Below are 22,187 nucleotides of genomic sequence, written 5' to 3'. Positions count from 1 at the left end.
GGACTCACATCAGCGAGAAGTCGCGGTCGAATTTCATGAGGTGCTGGCCGCCGTCCACCAGCAGCGTGGTGCCGGTGATCGAGTTGTTCTCCAGCGCGAACTTCACCGTCGCCGCCACGTCGGCCGGCGTTGACGATCGGCCCAGTGGCGACAGCTTGTGCAGCTGCGAGAACTTGTCCTCGTCCAGCATGTGGCTCGGCAGCGTGAGGCCGGGTGCCACGCCCACCACCCGCACGCGCGGCGCCAGCGCCATGGCCAGCATGGGCGTGGCGGCTTCGAGCGCGGCCTTGGAGAGCGTGTAGCTGAGAAAGTCGGGGTTCGGGTTCCAGAGCTTCTGGTCGAGCAGGTGCACCACCGCGCCCTGCGCGTCACGCAGCGCCAAATGGTCGCGCAGCGCCTGCGCCAGCAGAATCGCCGCGCCGGTGTTGCTGCGTGCATGACGCTCCATGAGCGCATAGCTGAAGCTGGCCGCATCGTCGTGCTCGAAGAGGGCCGCACTGTGGACCACCGCATCGACCCCGCCGAAATGCGCCGCCACGCGCGGCAGCAAGGCGCGGGTGGCGCCTTCGTCGAGCAGGTCGGCCTCGAAGACCGCCGAACTGCCCGAGAGGCCCGCGCAATCGGTCGAAGTTTGCTCGGCTTCGGCGCGCGAGCTGCGGAAGTGCACCGCCACCTGCCAGCCCCCTGCGGCAAGGACCAGTGCGATCTCGCGGCCCAGCCGGCGTCCGGCACCCGTGACGAGGACGGTGCGGCGGGCCGGAGTAACAGGAGGAAGAGGCGCTGTGCTCATGCGGGGAGAGAAGGGAGAATCGGGGCGTGACGACCAAGACGACGAACAGTTTACCCATCGCCCTCGATACCCTGATCGCCCGCGCCGTGGAACGCGCCGGCGGATGGATCGGCTTCGACCGCTTCATGGCGCTGGCCTTGTACGCGCCGGGGCTGGGCTACTACGCCAACAGCTCCGCCAAGTTCGGCCACATGCCGTCATCGGGCAGCGACTTCGTGACAGCGCCGGAGCTCACGCCCATGTTCGGCCAGGCGCTCGCGGCGCAGGTGGCCGAGGCGCTGGAGAAGACCGGCACCGACACGGTCTGGGAATTCGGCGCCGGCACGGGGGCGCTCGCCGTGCAGTTGCTGCACGCGCTCGACGAGATGGGCCGCGGCGACGTGCGCTACCGCATCGTCGACTTGTCCGGCACCTTGCGCGAGCGTCAGCAGCAGGCGCTGGTGCGTTACGCAGACCGCGTCGAATGGCTCGGCGAGCTTCCCGAGGCGATGCAGGGCGTGGTGGTCGGCAACGAGGTGCTCGACGCGATGCCGGTACAGCTGCTGGCGCGCGTGGGCGGCCAATGGTTCGAGCGCGGTGTCGTGCGCAATGCGCGCGCCGACGGCTGGGCCTGGGCCGACCGCGGGACCGGTCTGCGGCCACCGTTCGAGGTGCCGGGCGAGCACGGCTACCTGACCGAAATCCATCCCCAGGCCGAAGCTTTCGTCGCCACGCTGGCGGACCGTCTGAAGAAAGGTGCGGCCTTCTTCATCGACTATGGTTTTCCGGAGCGTGAGTACTACCACCCGCAGCGCCACATGGGGACGGTGATGTGCCACCGGGCGCACCAGGCCGATGGCGATCCGCTGTCCGACGTGGGCTACAAGGACATCACGGCGCACGTCAATTTCACGGGCATTGCCCTCGCGGGGCAGGAAGCGGGGCTCGAGGTGCTGGGCTACACCAGCCAGGCGCGCTTTCTGCTGAACTGCGGCTTGCTGTCGAGGATGGAGCAAGGCACCACTGCCGAGCGGGGGATGGCGGCTCGGCTCATTCATGAGCATGAGATGGGGGAGTTGTTCAAGGTGGTGGGGTTTGCTGTTGGCGAGCCTTGGGATGCGATGGGGTTTGTCGAGGGGGATCGGAGTCATACCCTTTGACTCTTTAGTTCTTTAGCTTGTTTGCTTCCCGAGGCCGGGGCGAGACCCGGCCTCGGAACCCAAAAAAGATCCACAAATAAGCTACCAACGAAGAGTTCGTTGATCAAACGTCCCGCGAAACCTACATTGGCGGAATGACCGCTTCTCAAAGCAAAGCCGAACCCGCTCCGCAGCACTTCGAAGTGCGCCCCTTCCCCGCCCCCGTAGGCGCAGAAATCCTCGGCCTCGACATCTCCAAGCCCATCAACAACGAAGATTTCGCGCGCATCCACCGTGCCCACCTGGACCATCACGTCCTCGTGTTCCGCAACCAGCAGATCACCCCCGCCGAGCACATCGGATTCAGCCGCCGTTTCGGCCCGCTTGAAATCCACGTGCTGCACCAGTTCCATCTCAAGAACCATCCCGAGATCCTGATCGTCTCCAACATCAAGGAAAACGGCGAGCCCATCGGCCTCGGTGACGCGGGCGCCTATTGGCACTCCGACCTCTCCTACAAGCCCCAGCCGAGCCTCGGCTCGCTGCTGCATGCGCAGGAGCTGCCGAGCGAAGGCGGCGACACGCTCTTCGCCGACCAGCACCTCGCCTGGGAAGCGCTGAGCCCCGAGTTGCAGCGGCGCATCCTGCCGCTCAAGGCCGAGCACAGCTACCTTGCCAAGTACGAAGAGCTGCGCGCGAAGAACCCGTGGCGGCCGAAACTCTCGCAGGGGCAGATCGACCAGGTCACGCCCGCCGTGCAGCCGGTGGTGCGCACGCATCCCGAGACGGGCCGCAAGGCGCTGTTCGTCAGCGAGCATTTCACGACGGGCATCGTCGGCCTGCCGCAAGAGGAGAGCGACGCGCTGCTGACCGAGCTGTTCGCGCACAGCGTGAGGCCCGAGTTCGTGTATCGCCACCGGTGGGCGCCGCACGACCTGGTGTTCTGGGACAACCGCTCGCTGATGCACCTGGCGGCCGGCACGCCTGACCATCTGCGCCGCCGCCTGAACCGCACCACCATCGCCGGCGACACGCCGTTCTGAGGACGGCGGCTCGACGCTTTTTCAGCCGGCGCCGGGCCTGCTGCCGGCCTTGCGCAGCGTGCGCAGTTCGGCGTTGAGAAACTCGTTGGCGTCCCTCACCGCGCCGCCCGGCATCTTCACCTGGTAGGCCTTGCCCGTCATCTCGGAGCGCGACGCGCAGCGGTCGATGAAGTCTTCCGCGGTGACGATCTCATCCTTGAAGTGTTCGAACTTGGCTTTCATGTGCTTTGCGGCATCGGCGGCGTTGTGTTCGTCGCCATTGCGCATGAAGGTCATCGTTTTCATGTTCGAAACGCGCAGGATCAGCGTGTCGATGAGCATCTGCTCCGACGCGGAAGGCGTGGCCTGCGCCAGCGCCGCAGCGGCACCGAGAAAAAGTGCGAACAGGGCGGTGCGCAGAAATCGGAAGGAAGACAGCATGGGTCAGCGAAGAGGGCAGTTCCGGGCCATGCTAGAGCGAGGGCCCCCGGCATGTCAAACCGGCCCGCCTCGGGTCTAATTGCAGTTTTTGGCACGCGTGACTTCTCCATGAGCCCCCCGACCCCCGATCTCCTGTCGATTGCCAATGCGCTGGCCGACGCGGCTGCCGCGCAATCGATGCATTACTTCCGCACGCCGCTCGACATCGTCACCAAGGCCGATGCGAGCCCCGTGACCCTGGCGGACCGCGCCGCAGAAACGGCCATGCGCGAGATCCTGGCCGAGCGTGCCGCGGCCGACGGCATCTTCGGCGAGGAGCACGGCCTCGAGCGGCTCGACGCCGAGCGCGTCTGGGTGCTCGATCCGATCGACGGCACGCGCAGCTTCATCACCGGATCGCCACTGTGGGGCACGCTCATCGGCGTGCTGCAAGGCGAGCGCGTGGTGCTTGGCATGGTCGACATGCCGGTACTGAAAGAGCGCTGGATCGGCCAGCCCGGCAAGGGCGCCACGCGCGACGGCCAGCCGGTGCGCGCAAGCGGCTGCACCGAGGTGGCCAAGGCGCGCATCGTCACCACCTCGCCCGACATCTTCGCGCCGGACGATTGGCAGGCCTTCGACCGGCTCAGCCGGCAGTGCGCCATGCGGCGCTTCGGCGGCGACTGCTATGGCTATGCCCAGCTGGCCGGCGGCACCATCGATCTCGTGGTGGAAACCGGCCTGCAGCCCTATGACTACCTCGGCCCGGCAGGCCTGATCGAGGCTGCGGGCGGCGTCATCACCGACTGGCAAGGCCAGCCGCTGGGGCTCAAGTCCGACGGCCGCGTGATTGCCGCCGCCACGCCCGAACTCCACGAGCAGGCGATGGCCATCCTCGCGGCGCAGGCTTGAATCGGCCTAGACTGTTTCCATGATCCGCTGGCTGATCGTCGTCGTCCTTGCCCTGGTGCTCATGAGCGGCCTCACCGCCTGGCTGCGCCGGTTCGGCTTCGGGCGGCTGCCCGGCGATTTCGAATTTCGCGCTTTTGGCCGCGACTGGCAGCTGCCGATCTCGAGCACCCTGGTGCTCAGCATGATCGCGGCGCTGGTGGCGCGCTTCATCTAGCGCAACCGATGAACCCAACGTCCGAAAAGAGAAGAACCACGCGATGAGAGCCTGCGTCGACATCGGCGGCACCAAGGTGGCCGTGAGCCTTTCCCCCTCGAGCGATGCGCCGCTGCTTGGCCGCCGCAGCGAGCCGACCGCCAAGACCGGCAACAACGATGCCGTGGCCGTGCAGATCATCCGGATGATCGAGGAAGCCTGCGCCGAACAAGGCGTCGATATCGCCTCGATCGATCGCGTGGGCGTGTCCTCGACCGGGCCCTTCGAGCTGCGTGACGGCTTGGTGGAACTCGCCACGCCGAACATCTGCGGCGGCATTGCAGGGCCGGCGCGTGGCCTGCCCAACAACTGGATGACGGCAATCATCGAAGCACCGCTGGCCCGGCGCTTCGGCAGCGTGCGGGTCGAGAACGACGCGGTGGCGGCGCTCGAGGCCGAGCGCCAGTGGGGCGCGCTGCAGGGGCTGGACCACTGCGCCTACGTCACCTGGAGCACCGGCGTGGGCGTGGGCCTGTGCGTCGACGGCCGTGCGCTGCGCGGCAAGAACGGCAACGCCGGACATGCGGGCCACAGTTTCGTGGCGGACGACGCCAGCGGCGCGCTCTGCGGCTGCGGCAACCTCGGTGACGTGGAGGCGCTGGTGGCGGGCAACTCCATCGCGCGCCGCCTGGGGCAGCCCGCGCCCGAGCTGTTCGCGGCCGCGTCGGGCGGCGAAGCCCACGCCATCGAGATCGTCGATGCCTTGTGCCGCGTCATGGGCCGGATGATCTACAACCTGGTGGCCACGCTCGATCTCCAGCGCATCAGCCTGGGCGGCAGCGTGTTCTGGCACCACCGCGACTTTCTGCTGCCGCGGCTGCAGGCGCAGGTCGACGGCAAGCTGCTGCCGCTCACGCGCGGCGTGATGCTGGTGCCTGCGGGACTCGGCGAAAAGGTCGGTGACTACGCAGCTCTCGCGCTGCTCGACTGAAGCCTGCGCGCCTCGGGCGGCCAGGCGGTCGCAGCGGGTGCCGTCCCCGGGCCCGCGCCGCGGCTCAGCGTCTCGATGATCTGGCCCAGCCGGCGCAGGCCGGTGTCGACCGGCTCGCCGTAAGGCCAGCCGCAATTGATGCGCAGGTAGTGGTCGAAGCGGGAAGAATTGGAGAACAGCGTGCCGGGCGCCACCACGATGCGCTCGGCCAGCGCCGCATCGAAGACCCGTGAAGAAGAAAGCCGTTCGGGCAGCTCGACCCACAGCTGCAGCCCGCCGGGCGGCAGGTTGATGCGCGTGCCCGCGGGAAAGTAGCTGGCAATCGCATCGGCGGTCTGCTCGCGCTGGGTCTTGAGGCACCCGCGCAGATGGCGCAGATGGCGGTCGTAGGCGCCGGTGCCCATGAAAAGGCCCGCCGCGCCTTGCGAGAGCCCTTCGTTGTTGCGCGTCTGCGCAAACTTGAGCATTTCCACCCGCGCCTGCCAGCGTCCGGCGGTGATCCAGCCCAGCCGCAGGCCGGGCGCAAGAATCTTGTGCAGCGAGGCGCAATGAATCACGTTGCCGCTGGTGTCCCACGACTTGAGCGCGCGCGGCGGCGTCGGGGCGTCGACCAGTTCGCTGTAGGTGTCGTCCTCGATCAGAGGAATCGCGTGCCGCTCGCACAGCTGCGCCAGCCGCGCCTTGTGGGCGTCGGGCATCAGGCTGCCCAGCGGGTTCTGCAGGTGCGGCACTACCACCACGGCCTTGATGTTGTCGTAGGTGCTGATCGCAAGCTCCAGTGCCTCGATGGAAAGGCCGGTCTGCGGGCTGGTCGGGATCTCCAGCGCGCGCATGCCAAGGCTTTCGAGCACCTGCAGCAGGCCGTAGAAGGTGGGCGACTCCACCGCCACCGTGTCGCCTGGCTGCGCCACGGCGCGCAGCGCGAGGTTAAGGGCCTCGATGCAGCCGTTGGTGACCAGAATATCGTCTGGCGAGATCGCCATGCCCACGCGCAGGCTGCGCTGCGCGAGCACCTCGCGGAACTGGCGATGGCCTTTCAGCGGCGACGCGACCGCCAGCATCTCGGGCTGCTGGCGCAGCATGCGCGTCATCGCATTGCGCAGCGCTTCGGCCGGGTACAGCTCGGGCGCGCCACGCGCGATCGAGAGGTTGAGCTTCTCGGGAATCTGTCGGCGGCGCGCCACGAAGTCCGACACCTTCGCATGGATGCCCACGTACTGCGCCGGATCGGGCGGCACGCCGGCGGCCGGCTCCTCCATCGGCGCAATGGCCAGGCGCCGCGGCCGGCGCACGAAATACCCCGACCGGTCGCGTGCCTCGACCCATCCATCGCTCTCCATCGTGCGGCACAGTTGCAGTGCGGTCGAAAGGCTGATGTCGTGCAGGCGCATGAGGCTGCGCAGCGACGGCAGCTTGTCGCCCTGCTTGAGCGAGCCGGTGTGAATCGCGTCCACGTAGTGCGCTGCGAGCTGGCGGTAGAGCGGTAGCGAGTCCATGGCGTCGATGCTCTCCCTATCGCGCATCCGAAAACAGATGCAGTTGCACAGGAAAACGACCATAACAGATGCGCCGTGCCACCCGCTGTTCCGGTGCGAATCGCCTTGGTGTGTGCCTGTTTTTTGGGCGCCCGAATTCCTACGATGGCCGCACCCACTCCGGAAGCCGCGCCATGTCCCCCCTCACGCTCGACCAACTGCCCGACATCGTCATCCTGCAAGCGGGGCAAGCCCTGCGCACCCCGCTCGACCCCGCCACGTGGGTCGAGATGCTGGAAGGCCAGGCACAGCTCGTGTCGCCGCCGTCATGGTTCGGCGACACCGTGTTCACCGTGAAGACCGTGCTGGCCGAAGGCGACGTGCATCGCCTGGAACGCGGCGGCTGGATCGAACTGTCGGCGCTCACGCCGGTGCGGCTGCGGGTCCATGCGCCGCAGCAGGCATCCGCACCGGCCGCTCGGCCCGCCGAGACCCGGCCCGTGATGCGCCTGGTGCGCCTCCTGACCGGCACCTGAGCGGCCGGCTTTCTAACGCTGGCTCGCGGCGTGGCGCAGCGCGTCGAGAAAGCTGCGCCGCCACCAATGGATGTCCTGCTCGCGGATGCGCGACAGCAGCTTCTGGTGCCGCTCGCGCCGCTCCTCGAGCGGCATCTGCAGCGCCTGCTGCACCGTTTCGGCCGTGCCGTGCGTGTCGTACGGATTCACCAGCAGGGCTTCCTTCAGCTGCTCGGCCGCGCCGGCAAAGCGCGACAGCACCAGCACGCCCGGGTCGGCCGGGTCTTGCGCCGCGATGTATTCCTTGGCGACGAGGTTCATGCCGTCGCGCAGCGGCGTCACCAGGCCGACCGCTGCGGCGCGGCACAGCCCTGGCACGCGCTTGCGTGCCACCATGCGGTGGATGTAGCGCACCGGCATCCAGTCCAGTTCGCCGTAGTCGCCGTTGATGGCACCGCACAGCGACTCGAGCTCGCGCCGGATGTCGCCGTAGGCATCGACCGTTTCGCGCGTGGGCGATGCAATCTGGATCAGCGTGGCGCTGCGCCGGTTCTCGGGGTAGTTGGCCAGCAGCTCGCGAAAGGCCCGCACCCGCTGCGGAATGCCTTTGGAGTAGTCGAGCCGGTCGATGCCCAGCAGCAGCCGGCGCTGCGAATACTCGCGCTTCATGGTCTCGAACATGTCGCGGGACTCTTTCGCGTGCGTGAGCGCGGCGAACTCGTCGACGTCGATGCCGATGGGGAAGGAGCTGCAGCGCACCGTCTGCCCGTAGGCGCGGTACATCTCGTCGCCCAGGTATTCGCCGTGGGCTTCGTTGCGCACATAGTGCTCGAAATGCTGCACGTCCTGCTGCGCCTGGAAGCCGATCAGGTCGTAGGAGAACAGCGAACGCATGAGCCACTCGTGCTGCGGAACGGCCGCGATGATGATCTGCGGCGGCAGCGGAATGTGCAGGAAGAAGCCGATGCGCTGCCGACAGCCCATGGCACGCAACTCGGCCGCGAGCGGCATCAGGTGGTAGTCGTGGATCCAGATGATGTCGTCGGGCTTCAGGAGCGGCATCAGCTTGCGCGCGAACAGCTGGTTCACGCGCCGGTAGCCGCCGATGAAGCCGGCGTCGAAATGGGCCAGGTCGAGCCGGTTGTGGAACACCGGCCACAGCACGTCGTTGCTGTAGCCGAGGTAGTAGCTGTCGTGGTCCTCGCGGCTCAGGTCGATGGTGGCGAGCGTGACCTTGCCGGCCTGCAGCATGTGCAGCTCGCCTTCCCCCGTGGGACCGTCCTCGACGATCTGCCCGCTCCAGCCGAACCACAGGCCGCCGCTTTGCTGCAGGCTTTCGCCGAGTGCGACGGCCAGGCCGCCCGCGGCCGGCTTGCGCGGATCCGCGACGCGGTTCGAAACGACGACGAGCCGGCTCATTGGTGCACCCCTGGCGCTGCGCGCCTCCCCGCCAGGCGGGGGCGAGCTTGCTTGGGGCGGCCCGGCGCGGCGCTCATATGCACGAATCCCAGGGCGCCGACAGCCGCACGGCGGCATTGATGATGCCCACCATCGAATAAGTCTGTGGAAAGTTGCCCCACATCTCGCCTGTGACCGGATGCGTGTCTTCCGACAGCAGGCCGAGCGGGTTGCGCGCCGCCAGCATGGTCTCGAAGATCTGGCGGGCCTCGGCCTTGCGGCCGATCTTGGCCAGTGCGTCGATGCGCCAGAAGGTGCAGATGTTGAAGGCCGTCTCGGGCTTGCCGAAGTCGTCGGCCGCTTCGTAGCGGCGCATGTAGGGGCCATCGCAGAGCGACTTTTCCATGGCGTCGACGGTCGAAATGAAGCGCGGATCGCGCGCGTCGATCAGGCCCACCTCCACCATCAGCAGGATGCTGGCGTCGAGTTCGTGGCCGCCAAAGCTTTCGGCAAAGGCCTGGCGCTCCTCGCACCATGACTTGGCGAGGATCTCTTCCTTCATGCGCGCGGCATGCCCGTGCCAATAGGCGGCGCGCTCGGGCAACTCCAGCGCACGTGCGATCTTGGCCAGCCGGTCGCAGGCGGCCCAGCTCATCAGTGCCGAGCTGGTGTGTACGCGTGCGCGCGTGCGCAGCTCCCACATGCCGGCATCGGGCGTGCCGTACACGCGGATCGCCTGTTCGCCCACGGCTTCGAGATGCGGAAACTCGGCCACGCCCGCGCGGGCGAGCAGGCGGTGGTCGTGAAAGGCCTGTGCCGCGCCAAGCACGATGTTGCCGTAGACGTCGTGCTGGAAGTGCTCCTGCGCCTGGTTGCCCACGCGCACCGGCCCCATGCCGCGATACCCCTGCAGGCTCTCGACCATCGACTCGGGAAGCTCGCGCTCCAGCCCGATGCCGTAGAGCGGCTGGATGTGCTCGCCGTGCGAACCGATCACCACGTTGCCGAGCCAGCGCAGGTAGTCTTCCATGGTGCCCACCTCGCTCAGAGAGTTGAGCGCGCGCACCACGAAGAAGGCATCGCGCAGCCAGCAGTAGCGGTAGTCCCAGTTGCGCTGGCTGCCCGGCGCCTCGGGAATGCTGGTGGTCATGGCGGCGACGATGGCGCCTGTGTCTTCGTACAGCGAGAGCTTGAGTGTGATGGCCGCGCGGATCACCGCGTCCTGGTACTCGAACGGAATGGCCAGCCGCTTGCTCCAGGTGCGCCAGTAGGCGATGGTTTCCTGCTCGAAGCTGCGCGCGGTGTCGGCAATGCCGTCGAGCAGGGTTTCGTCGACGCCGAACATGAAGTTGTATTCGCGCGAGATCACGAAAGGCTGGCGCGAAAGAATGTGCGAGATCGAGGCGTCGGTGTTGAGCCGCAGCGTCACGTCCGGCCCTACGTAGCGAATGTGGTTGCTGCCGCGCGTCACCTCCAGCGGCGCCGTGGCGCCCCACTGGAAACGCGGGTCGAGCGCCACGCGGATGCGCGGCGCGCCGGCAATCGGCCTCACGCGGCGCACCATCATGAGCGGCCGGAAGTAGCGCGAGCGGCTGTAGAAGCGCGGCGCAAAGTCGGTGATCTCGATGCCCTGGCCGGCGCTGTCGTAAAGCTGCGTGCGCAGCACCGCGGTATTGGGCTCGTACCACTGCTTGCTGGAGGCGAAGTCCTCGATCTCGATGGCCCAGGCGCCGGCCTCTTCGCCGGGGTGCAGCAGGGCGTTGAACACCGGGTCGCCGTCGAAGCGCGGCAGGCAGCACCATACGGCGCGTCCTCGGGCGTCGATGAGCGCGCTGTAGGCGCAGTTTCCGATCACGCCGACGTTGAGCGACGGTTCGGCCGGCGGCCCGAAGCCGCGCGGCACGGCCTGCACCGCGGCACGCGGGTCGACGGACGCCTGCTCGGCGGGCCTGGCCGCACCGGAAAGGGACGCGCCCGCGCGATCTTCGGGTGCCTTCGACAGTTGCATCTCGCTCATTCAGGGTTCCTTGGGGACTCGTCTTTCTTCTTTTCCGGCGCGGCCAGCAGGTCGCGCACCTGCACCAGCCATTCGTAGACCGCGCGGGGCGATTCCAGCCGGTGCAGAGCCAGGCTCGGGCCCGAACCGACCTTGATGCCGACGCCGCCGCGCGGCTGCACGACCGCAAAGCCGCTCTCATCGGTGGTGTCGTCGCCCGCAAAGACCGGCACGCGTCCCGCGAACGGAGCCTCGTTCATGAAGGCCTCGATGGCAATCCCCTTGTTGATGCCCGTGGGTTTGACCTCGAACACGAACTTGCCGTGCATCAGCTCGAGATACGGCCGGCCCGTGATGGCGCGCGACATCGCGTCCCTGCACACGGCCTCCAACTGGGGCGCCAGCCGGTAGTGCAGCGCGATGGCCGCGTGCTTGCGCTCCACCAGGAGGCCTTCATGTACGCGCGCCAGCTCGTTGGCGATGTCGAGAATGGGCACGAGATCGGGCGCGTGCTGTTCCCGCATGCGGCCCTGCGGGTCGCGCCGCTGCACGCCGTGTTCGCCGGCGGCCGGCAGCCGCAGCGGGGCAAGAAACCGGTCGATCGCATCGATCTGGCGGCCAGACACCACGGCCAGGGCGCCGCCGAGCTGGTCGCGCAGGTCTTGCAGCAGGGCCACCAGCGCAGGGGGGACCTCGATGGCTTCCGGCGTGGGCGCAAGCGCGACCAGCGTGCCATCGAAGTCGAGAAAGAGGGCGGTGTCCCGGCCCAGCGGGGGAGGCGTCTGAGAGGGCATTGACATTGGTGAAAACCATAACACGAGCCTGGCATTTGCTGTGTCGGCCAAAGTCCCGCAAGCGTTCGGCGGCGTACCGCTCCGGCGTATTTGAATCGGGCTTCAGCCCAGCGACGCCGCCACGGCTTCGACCCGGGCGCGATGGATCGCCTCGCCGATCTGCGGCCCGGCGGCGCCCGACTGCTGCGCCGCGCGCGCCACCACATCGGTTGCCACGCCGGCGGCCGCGGAGAGCACCGCAAGCAGCCGCTCGCGCTGCGGATAGGGCTGGTCTTCGAATCCGAGCCGGCCGCGCGAGTCGCACTCGCAAGCCAGCAGCACGTCGGCGAAGCGGGACGGCTTGCGGAAGGCGTCGCAGCGCTCCAGCAGGCGCACCAGCTGTGCCGCCTCGAGTTCGCCGCTGCCATGGATGTTGCCGTGCTCGCGCGCCACCACCTCGGCCAGTTCGCGAACATCCACCGGCACGCGCCAGCGGTCGCACACCGCGTGCAGCAGTTCGGCGCTGCGCTTCTCGTGGCCGGGGTGGCGCGGCAGTTCCTCGGGGCTGGTCGTGCCCTTGCCGAGGTCGTGCATCAGGCAGGCAAAGCGCACCGGCAGCGGCGCATCGAGCCTGGCGCTGGTGTCGATGACCATCATCAGGTGCACGCCGGTGTCGACCTCGGGATGATGCTCGGCGGACTGCGGCACGCCCCAGAGCCGGTCGACCTCGGGCAGCAGCACGGCCAGCGCGCCGCAGGCACGCAGCACCTCGAACATGCGCGACGGGCGGGTTTCCATCAGGCCGCGCGCCAGCTCCTGCCACACGCGCTCGGCCACCAGCGCATCCGTTTCACCGGCCTCGACCATCTCGCGCATCAAGGCCATGGTTTCGGACGCGACCGAGAAATCGTCGAAGCGTGCCGCAAAGCGGGCCACGCGCAGGATGCGCACCGGGTCTTCGCGGAAGGCGTCGGTGACATGCCGCAGCAGCCTCTGCTGCAGGTCGCGCCGGCCATGGAAAGGGTCGGCCAGCTTGTCGGGATCGGGCTCGAAACTGCCATCGGCCTGCACGAACTCCGCAGGCATGGCAATGGCATTGACGGTGAGGTCGCGTCGCGCCAGGTCTTGTTCCAGGGTGACGTCGGGCGAGGCATGGACGGTGAAGCCCCGGTAGCCGGGAGCGCTCTTGCGCTCGGTGCGGGCCAGGGCGTATTCCTCGCGCGTGCGCGGATGCAAGAACACCGGAAAGTCGCGCCCCACGGGCAGGTAGCCGCGCGAGACCATTTCTTCAGGCGTGGCGCCCACCACCAGCCAGTCGTGGTCCGACACCGGCCGCCCGAGCAGCCGGTCGCGCAGCGCACCGCCGACGAGATAGGTTTTCATCCGTCCAGTGTAGGGATACTCAGGCTCCCCTGAACCCGAAGCGCATCAGCGAGCGGTGCGGTAGGGCTCTTCGAACGGCAGGAAGTCCTTCTCGGCCAGGGCATCGTCGATCCATGCCTTGACGCCGGGCAGGGCCTGCACCCGCTCGATGTAGGCCGAGACGGCGGCGGGCACCGGCAGACCGTAGGTCTTGATGCGCGTGCCGACCGGCGCGAAGTAGGCGTCGGCAATGCTGAACTCGCCGAACAGCATCGGACCGCCGTGGGCGTCGAGCAGGCCGCTCCACATCTGCACGATGCGGTCGACATCGTCTTGCAGGCCGGGGTTGTCCTTCAGCAAACGTGCGCCGACATCGGCCAGCGAGGCTTCGATGTTCATGCCGCACAGGCTGCGAAGGCTGCCGAAGCCCGAATGCATTTCGGCGCAGATGCTGCGCGCGCGGGCCCGTTCGGCCGCGGCGCGGGGCCAGAGCTGCTTCTGCGGAAAGGTCTCGGCCAGGTATTCGGCAATGGCGAGCGTGTCCCACACCACCAGGTCGCCGTCGACCAGCACCGGCACCTTCGCCACGGGATTGAGGGCGCCGATGGTGTTCTTGAACTGCGAATGGGCGTCGAACGAATCGAAGCGCACCATTACCTCTTCGAACGGGATGCCGGCCTGCTTCATGAGCACCCAGGGCCGCATGGACCAGGACGAGTAGTTCTTGTTGCCGATGTAGAGCTTGCGCATCGTGTGATTCCGCGGTTCGGATGAGAAACCTTTGATGCTAGCGCGGCCGTGCGCGTGGATTGATGCCGAAGCCTGCGCGGATTGATGCGGACTCAGCGCGGCGGCCGGTCTTCGGGTGCTGCGATCACGCGGGGCGCTTGGCCGCCGGCCTTGGCTTCGCCCCGCGGCGGCCCGACCATGCGCTCGATCAGGCTCACCAGGCGCGGCACCAGCCCAAGCACCGCCAGCGCCAGCAGCGCGCTCAGCACCGCGGTCACCTCGCGGCCGAGCCCGCAGGCCATGCCGATGGCGGCCGTCATCCACAGCCCGGCGGCGGTGGTGAGGCCTTGCACCTGGTGTTCGTCCCGGCCCTGCTTGAGGATGGTGCCGGCGCAGAGAAAGCCTACGCCCGCCACCAGGCCCTGGATCACCCGGCTCATGTCGGCCGGCACGATGCCGGTCTGCTGCGGAATCAGCACGAACAGCGCCGAGCCGATGGCCACCAGCATGTGGGTGCGCACGCCCGCCGCCTTGCCGTGCTGCTCGCGCTCGAAGCCCAGCATGAAGCCGAGCACCGCGGCGAGCATCAGGCGGACGATGATGCGCGTGAGCTGGGCGATGTCGCCCACGTCCGAGAACTCGGCCGCAATGGTGTCGAGCACCTCGCGGGTCCAGCTCATCTCAGGGGAGATCCTTGTTGGGTTCGGGTTCCGAGGCGTCGCGCGGGCCCACCCGGCCCAGGCGTTCTTTCAGCGACTGCGGGCGTCCGCTGATCAGCGCGGCGTAGTTGGTGGTGTTGGCCAGCACCTTCTTCACGTAGTCGCGCGTCTCGTTGAAGGGCACGTTCTCGGCCCAGATCGCGGCTTCCATCACCGGGCCGTTGCGCCAGTTGCGCGGCCGGCCCGGACCGGCGTTGTAGGCCGCGGCGGCCAGCGCCATGGAGCCGTCGAAGTCGTCGAGCGCGAGCTTGAGGTAGTTGGTGCCGATGGTGATGTTGGTCTCGCGGTCGTTGATCTGCCCTGGCGTGAAGTCGCTCATGCCGATCTTGCGCGCGGTCCAGCGGGCGGTGGCGGGCATCACCTGCATCAGGCCCGAGGCACCCACGCCCGAGCGCGCATCCATGATGAAGCGGCTTTCCTGCCGGATCAGCCCGTAGACGTAGGCCGGGTCGAGGCCGATGTCCTGGCTCTTGCGCAGCACCGTGTCGTGGAACGGCATGGGAAAGCGCTGCTCGACGTCGATCACGCCCTTGGTGCGCTCGCTGGTGTTGATGCAGCGGTCCCACACCTCGCGCTGACAGGCGAAGTCGGCCGCGGCCAGCAGCGCGCGGTCGTCCATGCCGCCCTTGTCGTGCAGGTTGGTGGCGTAGTTCCATTCGCGCGTGCCCTCGGGGCGCAGGCCGATGGCGATGGCATAGAGGCCGCGGTTGAGCGCGATGTTGCTGCGCGCGGCATTTTTCTCTTCAGGCGTAAGCGGCGCCGGCCGGGTGGGCACCACGGTGCGCTGTCCGAGTTCTTCGAGCGCCAGCATTTCATAGAAGCCGCGCGTGCCGGCAATGGTCTGGTAGAGCTCGCGCGCCTGGGCGCGGCGGTCGTCGCCGCCGGCGGCGCTGAGTGCGCGTGCCTTCCAGTAGACCCAGGTCGGCTCTTGCTGGGCGGTTTCGCTCATCGCGTTGATGGCGGGCGCCACTTCCTTCCACTGGCCGGCGCGCAGCGCGGCGCGCACCCGCCAGCCGAGCATGTCGTCGGACAGGTCGCTGTTCTTCGTGACGTTGGCGAAGTAGCTGCCGGCCTGCGGCGAGAGCTTGCCGGCCGCCTGCCGGCCGATGGTGCCCCAGAGCCAGTTGCGCTCTTCGGCCGACAGCATCGGCCCCCACTTGCTGTCGAGCTGCGAGGCGGCCTGGTCCGGGTCGGCCATGGCGACCTTGATGAGCGCCAGCACCACCAGTTCCTTGCGCGACTTGGCGGCCACGAAGGCGCGGCCGGTCAGGAACTTGGCCGCGCTGGCATTGAGTTCTTCGAACAGCGGCAGCGCATCGGGCGCGGCAATGGTCACGGCGCCCCGCGCGGCCTGCGGGCGATTGGCCTCCATGGCCAGGCGCGCTTTCTTCCAGGCGTCGTTGGGCGACATCAGGCGGGACGCGACCATGCGGTCGGCGGCGGTGAGGCAGCCGTCGTCCGCCTCTTTCTGGCTGAACCAGCTGCGACGCACCTCGTCGGCCTGGGCCTGCGTGGCGTTGCCGGAGCGCAGGGCTTCGACCAGGACCGCATAGCAGCGCACCTGCGCGTCGTCGCCCATGCGGAAGCCGGCCATGGCGGAGGAGAAGCCGTCCCAGTCGCGGCGCTGGCCCAGCAGCAGCAGCCAGTCGTTGCGCAGCCGGTCTTCCTGGTAGGTGCCGGGGTAGCGGGCGAAGAAGTCCTGCACCTCGTTGGGCGCAGCTTCCTGCAGGCGGGCCTTGAGCTCCCAGTAGGCGGCCCAGGGTTCGAGCGCATGGCCGCGTGCTTGCGGCAGCAGGGCGGCCAGGCGCGCCTTGTCGCCGCGCTGGAACGCCTGCTTCATCTGGATCAGGACGTCGTCGTTGGTGTTGGTTTGCGCGCTGGCGGGCTGCTGGGCAAGCAGTGCGGCGGCGGCCAGAACGGCGGAAAAAACCAGCGCGGGCGCTGCATTGCGCGGGCGACGGTGCATGGGTGCCAAAATGCTTGGGAACTGCATCGGGGGATTATGGACAAGTCAAAGGATGCCGACACCTCGGCGACCACGAGTTTTCTCAAGGATCAGGTGCGAAAAGCGCTGATCGAGCAGCGCCTGGCAATGCCTGACCGGCTCGCCAAGGCCGACCTGCTGCAGCGGGTGATGCGGATCTGGCTGGTCGGCCGGCCCGACACCGTGATCGGCGCGTACTGGCCGATCAAGGGCGAGTTCGATCCGCTGCCCGCATTGCATCGCTGGAAGGAAGACGGCGAGCTCATCGACGAACCGCAGCGCCGCCGCATCGGGCTGCCGGTGATGAACAAGGTGCACAAGACGCTGACCTTCCATGCCTGGTACCCGGGGTGCCAGATGGAAGAAGACGCCTACGGCATTCCAAAGCCCAAGGACACCGAGCTGATCGTGCCCACGCTGCTGTTCGTGCCCTGCGTGGGCTACAGCGCGGGCGGCTACCGGCTGGGCTACGGCGGCGGCTTCTACGACCGCACGCTGGCCGCGCTCGAGCCGCGCCCCTTCACCGTGGGGCTGGGCTTCACCAACGGCTTTCTCGAAGACTTCGAGCCCGAGGCGCACGACCTGCCGCTCGACGCCATCCTCAACGACAACGGCGTGGTCTGGCCAACCAGCTGAGCGCGCTCAGTCGATGTTGTCGACCGTGTCCGGGTCGGGCACCTCGCCGATGGTCTCGCGCGTGGTGACGGCCTGCGTCTGCAGCCAGTCCCAGAAGGCCTTGATTTCCGGCCGCAGCGCATTGCGCGGCCCCGCGATGAGCCAGTAGCCCATCGGGGAATCCATGCGGTGCTGCGGCAGCACCTCGACCAGGTCGCCATTGGCCAGGCTTTCGGCGATGAGCGAACTGCGCGCCAGCGTCACGCCCTGGCCGGTGAGCGCGGCTTGGACCATCTGGTAGGCGTAGTTGAAATAGAGCCAGCGCTTGGGCTGCGCGCGTTCCAGGCCGTTGACCTCGAACCAGCGGCGCCAGGTCAGCCACTCGAGGTGCGTGCGATGCGCGTCGCCGGCCTCGATCAGCGTAAAGCCGGCGATGTCGGCGGGGGTCTTGATGGGCGGGCTGCTTTTCAGGAGCCAGGGGCTCGCCACCGGCGTGAGGGTTTCGCCGAACAGGCGCACCGCCGTGGCCGGCATGGCCTCGCGCGGGCCGTAGCGCAGGGCGATGTCGACGTCGGCCACGTCCAGGTCGACCGCCACGTCGCTGGCATCGATGCGGATGTCGATCTCGGGGTTGTCGCGCTGGAAGGCCTCGAGCCGCGGAATGAGCCACATCGACGCAAAAGACGCAAAGGTGGTGAGCGACACGCTCTTGCGCCCGGCGCTCTGGCGAATCTGGCGCACGGCGGTGTCGATGCGCGGCAGCGACTGCTGCACCGCCAGCAGCAACTGCGCGCCCGCGCTTGTGAGCTCCACCGCCCGGGTGTGGCGCAGGAACAGCGCCACGCCCACTTCTTCCTCGAGCGACTGGATCTGGCGGCTCACGGCCGACTGCGTGAGGGCCATTTCTTCCGCGGCAGCCCGGAAGTTCAGGTGCCGGGCGACAGCCTCGAAGGCGCGCAGGTGGCCGGCCGAGATGGGCCGGGAGCGCAGGTGGGTTTGGGAATGCTGCATGGATGAGGGCGGCGGCGGCCTCGGTTTCGATTGATGCGAATTCGGAATCAGTAGGCTACCTCGTTTTCATTGGACTGCCAACGGCACAAAAACGATCATTCATTCCCGAACTGCGCTATTGCCTCCGTCTGTGCCATCGCACTTCGGCAACGCCCAAGGAGTTTCATCATGTCTACCGCCGTCTGCACCAACGAATCGCTCGCCACCCTCGCGCCCGCCGCCCGTACCGCCTCCGCCGTTCCGCCGGCCGTGCGCCGCGGTGCCTGGCAGATTGCGCCCGGCGAGGCGATGAGCCTGAAGGCGCGGTCGGCGAGCCTGCTGCGGGTCAAGCAGGGCCGGGTCTGGGTCACGCCGGACGCCACGTCGGCCCATCCCAGTGAAGACCTGGTGCTGGCACCGGGCGAGTCGCTGAAGGTAGCCGCCGGCCAGCGTATCGTCATGGAAGCGTGGGATGGCTATGGTGCCACCTACTCGTGGGATCCGGCCTGAGCGCCCGGTGTTCCACAGACGGAAAGGCGGCTTCGGCCGCCTTTTTTGCTTTTCAGGCGTTGATGTCGAAGCTGGGCCGCAGCGCCAGGAAGTGCTTGAGCGCGGCTTCGCCCTCCAGGGCATGGACGCCGGCCATGAGATCGGGGCCCTCGCTTTCGGCCAGGCCCATGCCAAAGCCGGTGTAGCGGCGCGCCGCCAGCGGGCCGCGGTAGACCACCCTGACGCTCGTGTGCCTGGGATCCTGAGCGATGCGGCGCATCAAGGTTTCCACCGCGCCTTGCGGTCCTTCCAGGTGCTGGCAGAAGCGCATGCCATCGAAAACGAGCAGGCCGGTGATGCTGTACTGGGCATTGCGGGCGCGGGCCTGGGTCACGATCGAGCCGACGGTGGCTGGCGGCAGGTCCTGCGTGAGCATGCTGCAATAAAAGACTTCGTGGAGAGCTGCTTCTTCTGTCATTGCGGGCGAGGGCGGAAAACGTGCGAAGTGTATGGACCTCCGGCCCCCTGCGAAATGTAAAAAGACACAGGCGAAAAGCCTATAGTGGTGCGTGAAATTCGAGGACCATCTGCCGACCGCATCGCCGCCCCAGGGGCCGAATCCCTGCGACGACTGTGCCTTGCGCCAGCTCGAAGCTTTCTTGCCGGCCTCGGCGGAAGAATTGAGGATCATCCAGTCCTTTCGCGTGGGCTCCCGCCGCGTTCCGGCCGGCGGCGCGATCATCGAAGAGCATCGGCCCAGCGCCCAGCTGTTCACGCTCTATGCCGGATGGGCCTTTCGCTACAAGACTCTTCGCGACGGCCGGCGCCAGATTCTCAATTTCTTGCTGCCCGGCGATTTCATCGGCCTGCAGGACGAGTTTGCCGACGGCCAGACGCACGGCGTGGAGGCCGTGACCGACACGACGCTCTGCGCGTTTTCGCGCGACAAGCTTTGGGAACTGTTCCATGCCCAGCCCAGGCTGGGCTACGCCATCACCTGGCTCGCCGCGCGTGAGGAAAAGCTGGTCGACGACAACCTGGTCACCGCCGGCCGGCGCAACGCAAGCGAGCGCGTGGCCATGCTGTTGATGCATTTGTACCGCCGGGCCCAGCGCGTGGGCATGGAGCGCGACGGCTGGGTGGAGTTTCCGTTCAACCAGCAGCACCTGGCCGATGCGCTGGGGCTCTCGCTGGTGCACACCAACAAGACGCTGCGCAGGCTGCAGCACCTCGGGCTCTACAAGCTCGATGCGGGATGGCTGCGCATTCTCGAACCCCGCGCACTCGAAGCGCTCGGCGACTACTTCGAGCGGCCCATCCGGCCGACGCCGCTGATTTAGCGGCGCGGCAGCTTCGTATTCATTGCGCGGCCATCGCCAGCTGCCGCAAATCGTCCTGGTAGGCCTGCAGCCGGCGCACCGCCCGTTCGCGCTGGCTGGCGCTGGTGGCGTTGTGCAGGGCGGCCAGGTTGCGGCAGCCTTCGTGCAGCAGGCCCTGCTGGTGATCGCGCCCGGGCCCCGGCGGAGGGTCGGCAATGCGCATCACATAGGCACGGATGGCGGCACGCGCTTCAGCCGCCGGCGGCTTGGTGGCGCTGAAGCCGCGCAGCAGTTCCAGCACTTCCTGCTGGCGCCTGCGGCGCCCGGCATCGATCAGCCGCGGATCGAATGCCGATTGCGCCACCTGACGCCGCACCAGGTCGCGCTGCTCCGGGGTCAGCCGGCCATAGAAATCCTCCAGGCGATCGAGGTATTTCTCGTAGCGTTTCTCATGAATCTCCGCGACGCTGCGGTTGAGCCATTTCTTGCGGTATTCGGCGTTGTTCTTGGCGTACTTGCGTTCCAGCTGCAGCAGTTGGGCCTCGGTCAGGCTCAGGGCCAGCTCGGTGCCCGCGGGCTCCGCGCGCTCGGTCACGGCCAGCAGGCGCTCCCGGATCTGGTCCGCCATGCGGCAGGCCTGCTCCGCGGTCACGTCGCCCGGTGCCAGCATTTGCGCTTCCTGCAGCAGGCCGACCACGCGCGGCAGCTCGTTCTGGCGGTGCCAGGCCCACAGTTGCACGAGTTCGTCGCGCACCTTGGGCGTCTGCGAACCGTCGAAGTCGAGGTAGGCATCGAGCCACCAATAGCTCACCTCGGGGAGATTGTTGTAGGCCAGCTTGACCGCACTGCACGCCCCGAGCGCGGCGGCCACCAGCAGCACACCGATAATTCGCGCCAAGTTGGCGCAACGCATTCGGGTAGAAAGAAGCATGAATCAGATTCCGCAGGACAACCAGGGACCCATCGACGTCGTCATCATGGCGGCCGGCAAGGGCACGCGCATGAAAAGCAGGCTGCCCAAAGTGTTGCATCGTTTGGCCGGGCGTGCATTGCTCTCTCACGTGACCGGCACCGCCGCGCGCATCGGCGCCCGCCATGTGGTCGTGGTGACCGGCCATGGCGCGGCCGAGGTCGAGGCCGCCATGTCAGCCAGCACCACCGGCGCCGCGCTGCAGTTTGCGCGCCAGGAGCCGCAGCTCGGCACCGGCCATGCGGTGCAGCAGGCGGTTCCGCTCCTGCCCGACGACGGCACGGTGCTGGTGCTTTCGGGCGACGTGCCCCTGATCGGCGAGGAAACGCTGCGCGCGCTGATCGCCGCCAGCGCGGGCCACAGGCTGGCGCTCCTGACCATCGTGTTCGACGATCCCACGGGCTATGGGCGCATCGTCCGCGTGGAAGGGCAGGGGGGGCAGGGCGCCGGCGAAGTCACGGCCATCGTCGAGCAGAAGACGCCACCGAGGCGCAGCGCCAGATTCGCGAGATCTACAGCGGCGTGATGGCCGTGCCCGCGCGCCTCCTCAAGGGCTGGCTCGCGCGGCTGGACAACCGCAACGCGCAGGGCGAGTACTACCTCACCGACATCGTCAAGCTGGCCGCTGCCGACGGCGTGCCGGTGGTTGCGCACGTCATCGGCGATGCGCTCCAGGTTGCGGGCATCAACAGCCCCATGCAACTGGCGGCGCTCGAGCGGGCGTGGCAGCTGCGCCAGGCCGATGCGCTGATGGCGCAAGGCGTGCGGCTGGCCGACCCGGCGCGATTCGACGTGCGCGGCACGCTGGCCTGCGAGGCCGATGTCGAGATCGACGTCAACTGCGTGTTCGAGGGCTCGGTGTACCTGGGCGAAGGCGTGCGCATCGGTGCCAACTGCGTGATTGCCAATGCGCGCATCGAAGCGGGCGCGGTGATCCATCCCTTCACCCACATCGACGGCGAAAAGACCGGCGTGACCGTGGGCGAAAGGTCGCTCGTCGGCCCCTTTGCCCGGCTGCGGCCCGGCGCCCAACTGGGTGCCGAGGTGCACATCGGCAACTTCGTCGAGGTCAAGAACTCCACCCTGGCCGACGGTGCCAAGGCCAATCACCTGGCCTATCTGGGCGACGCCAGCGTGGGCCGACGCGTCAACTACGGCGCGGGCAGCATCACCGCCAACTACGACGGCGCCAACAAGCACCGCACCGTCATCGAGGACGACGTGCACGTGGGCAGCAACTGCGTGTTGGTGGCGCCCATCACCATCGGCGCGGGCGGCACCATTGGCGGCGGTTCCACGCTCAACAAGTCCACCGAGCCCGGGGCGCTCACCGTGGCGCGCAGCAAGCCGGTCAGCTTTCCGAACTGGAAACGCCCGCAGAAGACGCCCAAGGCCTGATCGCCTGCA

The 22,187-nt window shown here is 67.8% G+C and carries 22 protein-coding genes and 1 pseudogene; 10 read left to right on the top strand and 13 right to left on the bottom strand.

Annotated elements, in window-relative coordinates:
* Positions 1-4 precede the first annotated feature (4 nt).
* The gene (locus tag ACAM55_RS20170) at positions 5-790 is read right to left on the bottom strand and encodes an SDR family oxidoreductase (RefSeq protein ID WP_369653238.1); all 786 of its coding nucleotides are present in this window, start codon (positions 788-790) and stop codon (positions 5-7) included.
* A 26-nt stretch (positions 791-816) separates the two neighbouring features.
* On the opposite strand from ACAM55_RS20170, the gene ACAM55_RS20165 reads away from it, so the two are divergent.
* Together ACAM55_RS20165 and ACAM55_RS20160 are read left to right on the top strand one after the other, a co-directional pair.
* Positions 817-1,929 carry a class I SAM-dependent methyltransferase gene (locus ACAM55_RS20165; protein WP_369653237.1) on the top strand — a complete coding sequence of 371 codons (1,113 nt, stop codon included), beginning with the start codon at positions 817-819 and terminating at the stop codon, positions 1,927-1,929.
* A gap of 134 nt (positions 1,930-2,063) precedes the next feature.
* Positions 2,064-2,951 (top strand): TauD/TfdA dioxygenase family protein, encoded by an 888-nt coding sequence (locus ACAM55_RS20160; RefSeq protein ID WP_369653236.1) that lies wholly within the window; start codon positions 2,064-2,066, stop codon positions 2,949-2,951.
* A 21-nt stretch (positions 2,952-2,972) separates the two neighbouring features.
* Here the strand turns inward: ACAM55_RS20160 and ACAM55_RS20155 are convergent, their stop codons facing one another.
* Positions 2,973-3,371, bottom strand: a complete 399-nt coding sequence (locus ACAM55_RS20155) for a DUF5329 family protein (RefSeq protein ID WP_369653235.1) — start codon at positions 3,369-3,371, stop codon at positions 2,973-2,975.
* A 108-nt stretch (positions 3,372-3,479) separates the two neighbouring features.
* On the opposite strand from ACAM55_RS20155, the gene hisN reads away from it, so the two are divergent.
* Genes hisN through ACAM55_RS20140 form a run of 3 tightly spaced genes read left to right on the top strand, consistent with a single transcriptional unit; the run spans position 3,480 to position 5,446 of the window.
* A complete protein-coding gene (hisN, locus tag ACAM55_RS20150) occupies positions 3,480-4,262 on the top strand; it encodes a histidinol-phosphatase (RefSeq protein WP_369653234.1) in 783 nt (260 codons plus the stop codon).
* Between the two features lie 19 nt (positions 4,263-4,281).
* Positions 4,282-4,476 carry a DUF2905 domain-containing protein gene (locus tag ACAM55_RS20145; RefSeq protein ID WP_021005700.1) on the top strand — a complete coding sequence of 65 codons (195 nt, stop codon included), beginning with the start codon at positions 4,282-4,284 and terminating at the stop codon, positions 4,474-4,476.
* Between the two features lie 43 nt (positions 4,477-4,519).
* The gene (locus ACAM55_RS20140; protein WP_369653233.1) at positions 4,520-5,446 is read left to right on the top strand and encodes an ROK family protein; all 927 of its coding nucleotides are present in this window, start codon (positions 4,520-4,522) and stop codon (positions 5,444-5,446) included.
* Here ACAM55_RS20140 and ACAM55_RS20135 read toward each other — a convergent pair.
* Positions 5,419-6,942: a PLP-dependent aminotransferase family protein gene (locus ACAM55_RS20135; protein ID WP_369653232.1), complete on the bottom strand. Its 1,524-nt coding sequence runs from the start codon at positions 6,940-6,942 to the stop codon at positions 5,419-5,421. The two genes, ACAM55_RS20140 and ACAM55_RS20135, sit on opposite strands and share 28 nt — an antisense overlap.
* A 173-nt stretch (positions 6,943-7,115) precedes the next feature.
* Here ACAM55_RS20135 and ACAM55_RS20130 point away from each other — a divergent pair, with 173 nt between their 5' ends.
* Entirely contained in the window at positions 7,116-7,457 is a 342-nt protein-coding gene (locus ACAM55_RS20130; RefSeq protein WP_369653231.1) for a hypothetical protein, read from the top strand.
* Positions 7,458-7,469: 12 nt separating this feature from the next.
* On the opposite strand, the gene otsA is transcribed toward ACAM55_RS20130, so the two are convergent.
* The 7 genes from otsA to ACAM55_RS20095 all read right to left on the bottom strand — a co-directional run bounded on the left by otsA (position 7,470) and on the right by ACAM55_RS20095 (position 16,379).
* Complete coding sequence (gene otsA / locus ACAM55_RS20125) at positions 7,470-8,855, bottom strand: alpha,alpha-trehalose-phosphate synthase (UDP-forming) (protein ID WP_369653230.1); 1,386 nt, start codon at positions 8,853-8,855, stop codon at positions 7,470-7,472.
* A gap of 73 nt (positions 8,856-8,928) precedes the next feature.
* Positions 8,929-10,851 (bottom strand): glycoside hydrolase family 15 protein, encoded by a 1,923-nt coding sequence (locus tag ACAM55_RS20120; RefSeq protein WP_369653229.1) that lies wholly within the window; start codon positions 10,849-10,851, stop codon positions 8,929-8,931.
* Positions 10,848-11,624: a trehalose-phosphatase gene (gene otsB / locus ACAM55_RS20115; protein ID WP_369656435.1), complete on the bottom strand. Its 777-nt coding sequence runs from the start codon at positions 11,622-11,624 to the stop codon at positions 10,848-10,850. The genes ACAM55_RS20120 and otsB overlap by 4 nt, the downstream gene beginning before the upstream one ends.
* Positions 11,625-11,726: 102 nt before the next feature.
* On the bottom strand, positions 11,727-12,986 hold the full coding sequence (locus tag ACAM55_RS20110) for a multifunctional CCA addition/repair protein (protein WP_369653228.1): 1,260 nt from the start codon (positions 12,984-12,986) through the stop codon (positions 11,727-11,729).
* Positions 12,987-13,031: 45 nt separating this feature from the next.
* The gene (locus ACAM55_RS20105) at positions 13,032-13,715 is read right to left on the bottom strand and encodes a glutathione S-transferase family protein (RefSeq protein WP_369653227.1); all 684 of its coding nucleotides are present in this window, start codon (positions 13,713-13,715) and stop codon (positions 13,032-13,034) included.
* Between the two features lie 92 nt (positions 13,716-13,807).
* Entirely contained in the window at positions 13,808-14,374 is a 567-nt protein-coding gene (locus ACAM55_RS20100) for an MgtC/SapB family protein (RefSeq protein ID WP_369653226.1), read from the bottom strand.
* Position 14,375: 1 nt separating this feature from the next.
* Positions 14,376-16,379 (bottom strand): transglycosylase SLT domain-containing protein, encoded by a 2,004-nt coding sequence (locus tag ACAM55_RS20095; RefSeq protein WP_369653225.1) that lies wholly within the window; start codon positions 16,377-16,379, stop codon positions 14,376-14,378.
* Positions 16,380-16,415: 36 nt separating this feature from the next.
* Between ACAM55_RS20095 and ACAM55_RS20090 the strand changes: the two genes are divergently transcribed.
* Complete coding sequence (locus tag ACAM55_RS20090; RefSeq protein WP_012746142.1) at positions 16,416-17,033, top strand: 5-formyltetrahydrofolate cyclo-ligase; 618 nt, start codon at positions 16,416-16,418, stop codon at positions 17,031-17,033.
* A 6-nt stretch (positions 17,034-17,039) separates the two neighbouring features.
* Here the strand turns inward: ACAM55_RS20090 and ACAM55_RS20085 are convergent, their stop codons facing one another.
* A complete protein-coding gene (locus tag ACAM55_RS20085; protein ID WP_369653224.1) occupies positions 17,040-18,023 on the bottom strand; it encodes a LysR substrate-binding domain-containing protein in 984 nt (327 codons plus the stop codon).
* 168 nt (positions 18,024-18,191) lie between these two features.
* Between ACAM55_RS20085 and ACAM55_RS20080 the strand changes: the two genes are divergently transcribed.
* A complete protein-coding gene (locus tag ACAM55_RS20080; RefSeq protein ID WP_369653223.1) occupies positions 18,192-18,512 on the top strand; it encodes a DUF2917 domain-containing protein in 321 nt (106 codons plus the stop codon).
* Positions 18,513-18,564: 52 nt separating this feature from the next.
* Here ACAM55_RS20080 and ACAM55_RS20075 read toward each other — a convergent pair whose 3' ends face one another.
* Entirely contained in the window at positions 18,565-18,969 is a 405-nt protein-coding gene (locus ACAM55_RS20075; RefSeq protein WP_369653222.1) for a BLUF domain-containing protein, read from the bottom strand.
* Positions 18,970-19,060: 91 nt separating this feature from the next.
* On the opposite strand from ACAM55_RS20075, the gene ACAM55_RS20070 reads away from it, so the two are divergent.
* Entirely contained in the window at positions 19,061-19,831 is a 771-nt protein-coding gene (locus ACAM55_RS20070; RefSeq protein ID WP_369653221.1) for a Crp/Fnr family transcriptional regulator, read from the top strand.
* Between the two features lie 19 nt (positions 19,832-19,850).
* Here the strand turns inward: ACAM55_RS20070 and ACAM55_RS20065 are convergent, their stop codons facing one another.
* Positions 19,851-20,741, bottom strand: coding sequence for a DUF6279 family lipoprotein (locus ACAM55_RS20065; RefSeq protein WP_369653220.1), 891 nt, complete (start codon positions 20,739-20,741; stop codon positions 19,851-19,853).
* Here ACAM55_RS20065 and glmU point away from each other — a divergent pair.
* Positions 20,740-22,178: pseudogene (glmU, locus tag ACAM55_RS20060) on the top strand (bifunctional UDP-N-acetylglucosamine diphosphorylase/glucosamine-1-phosphate N-acetyltransferase GlmU). The gene ACAM55_RS20065 and the pseudogene glmU sit on opposite strands and share 2 nt — an antisense overlap.
* Positions 22,179-22,187: the final 9 nt, after the last annotated feature.

The organism is Variovorax sp. V213 (genome assembly GCF_041154455.1).
GTDB lineage: Bacteria > Pseudomonadota > Gammaproteobacteria > Burkholderiales > Burkholderiaceae_C > Variovorax.
This window is presented reverse-complemented; position numbering and strand designations above follow the sequence as displayed.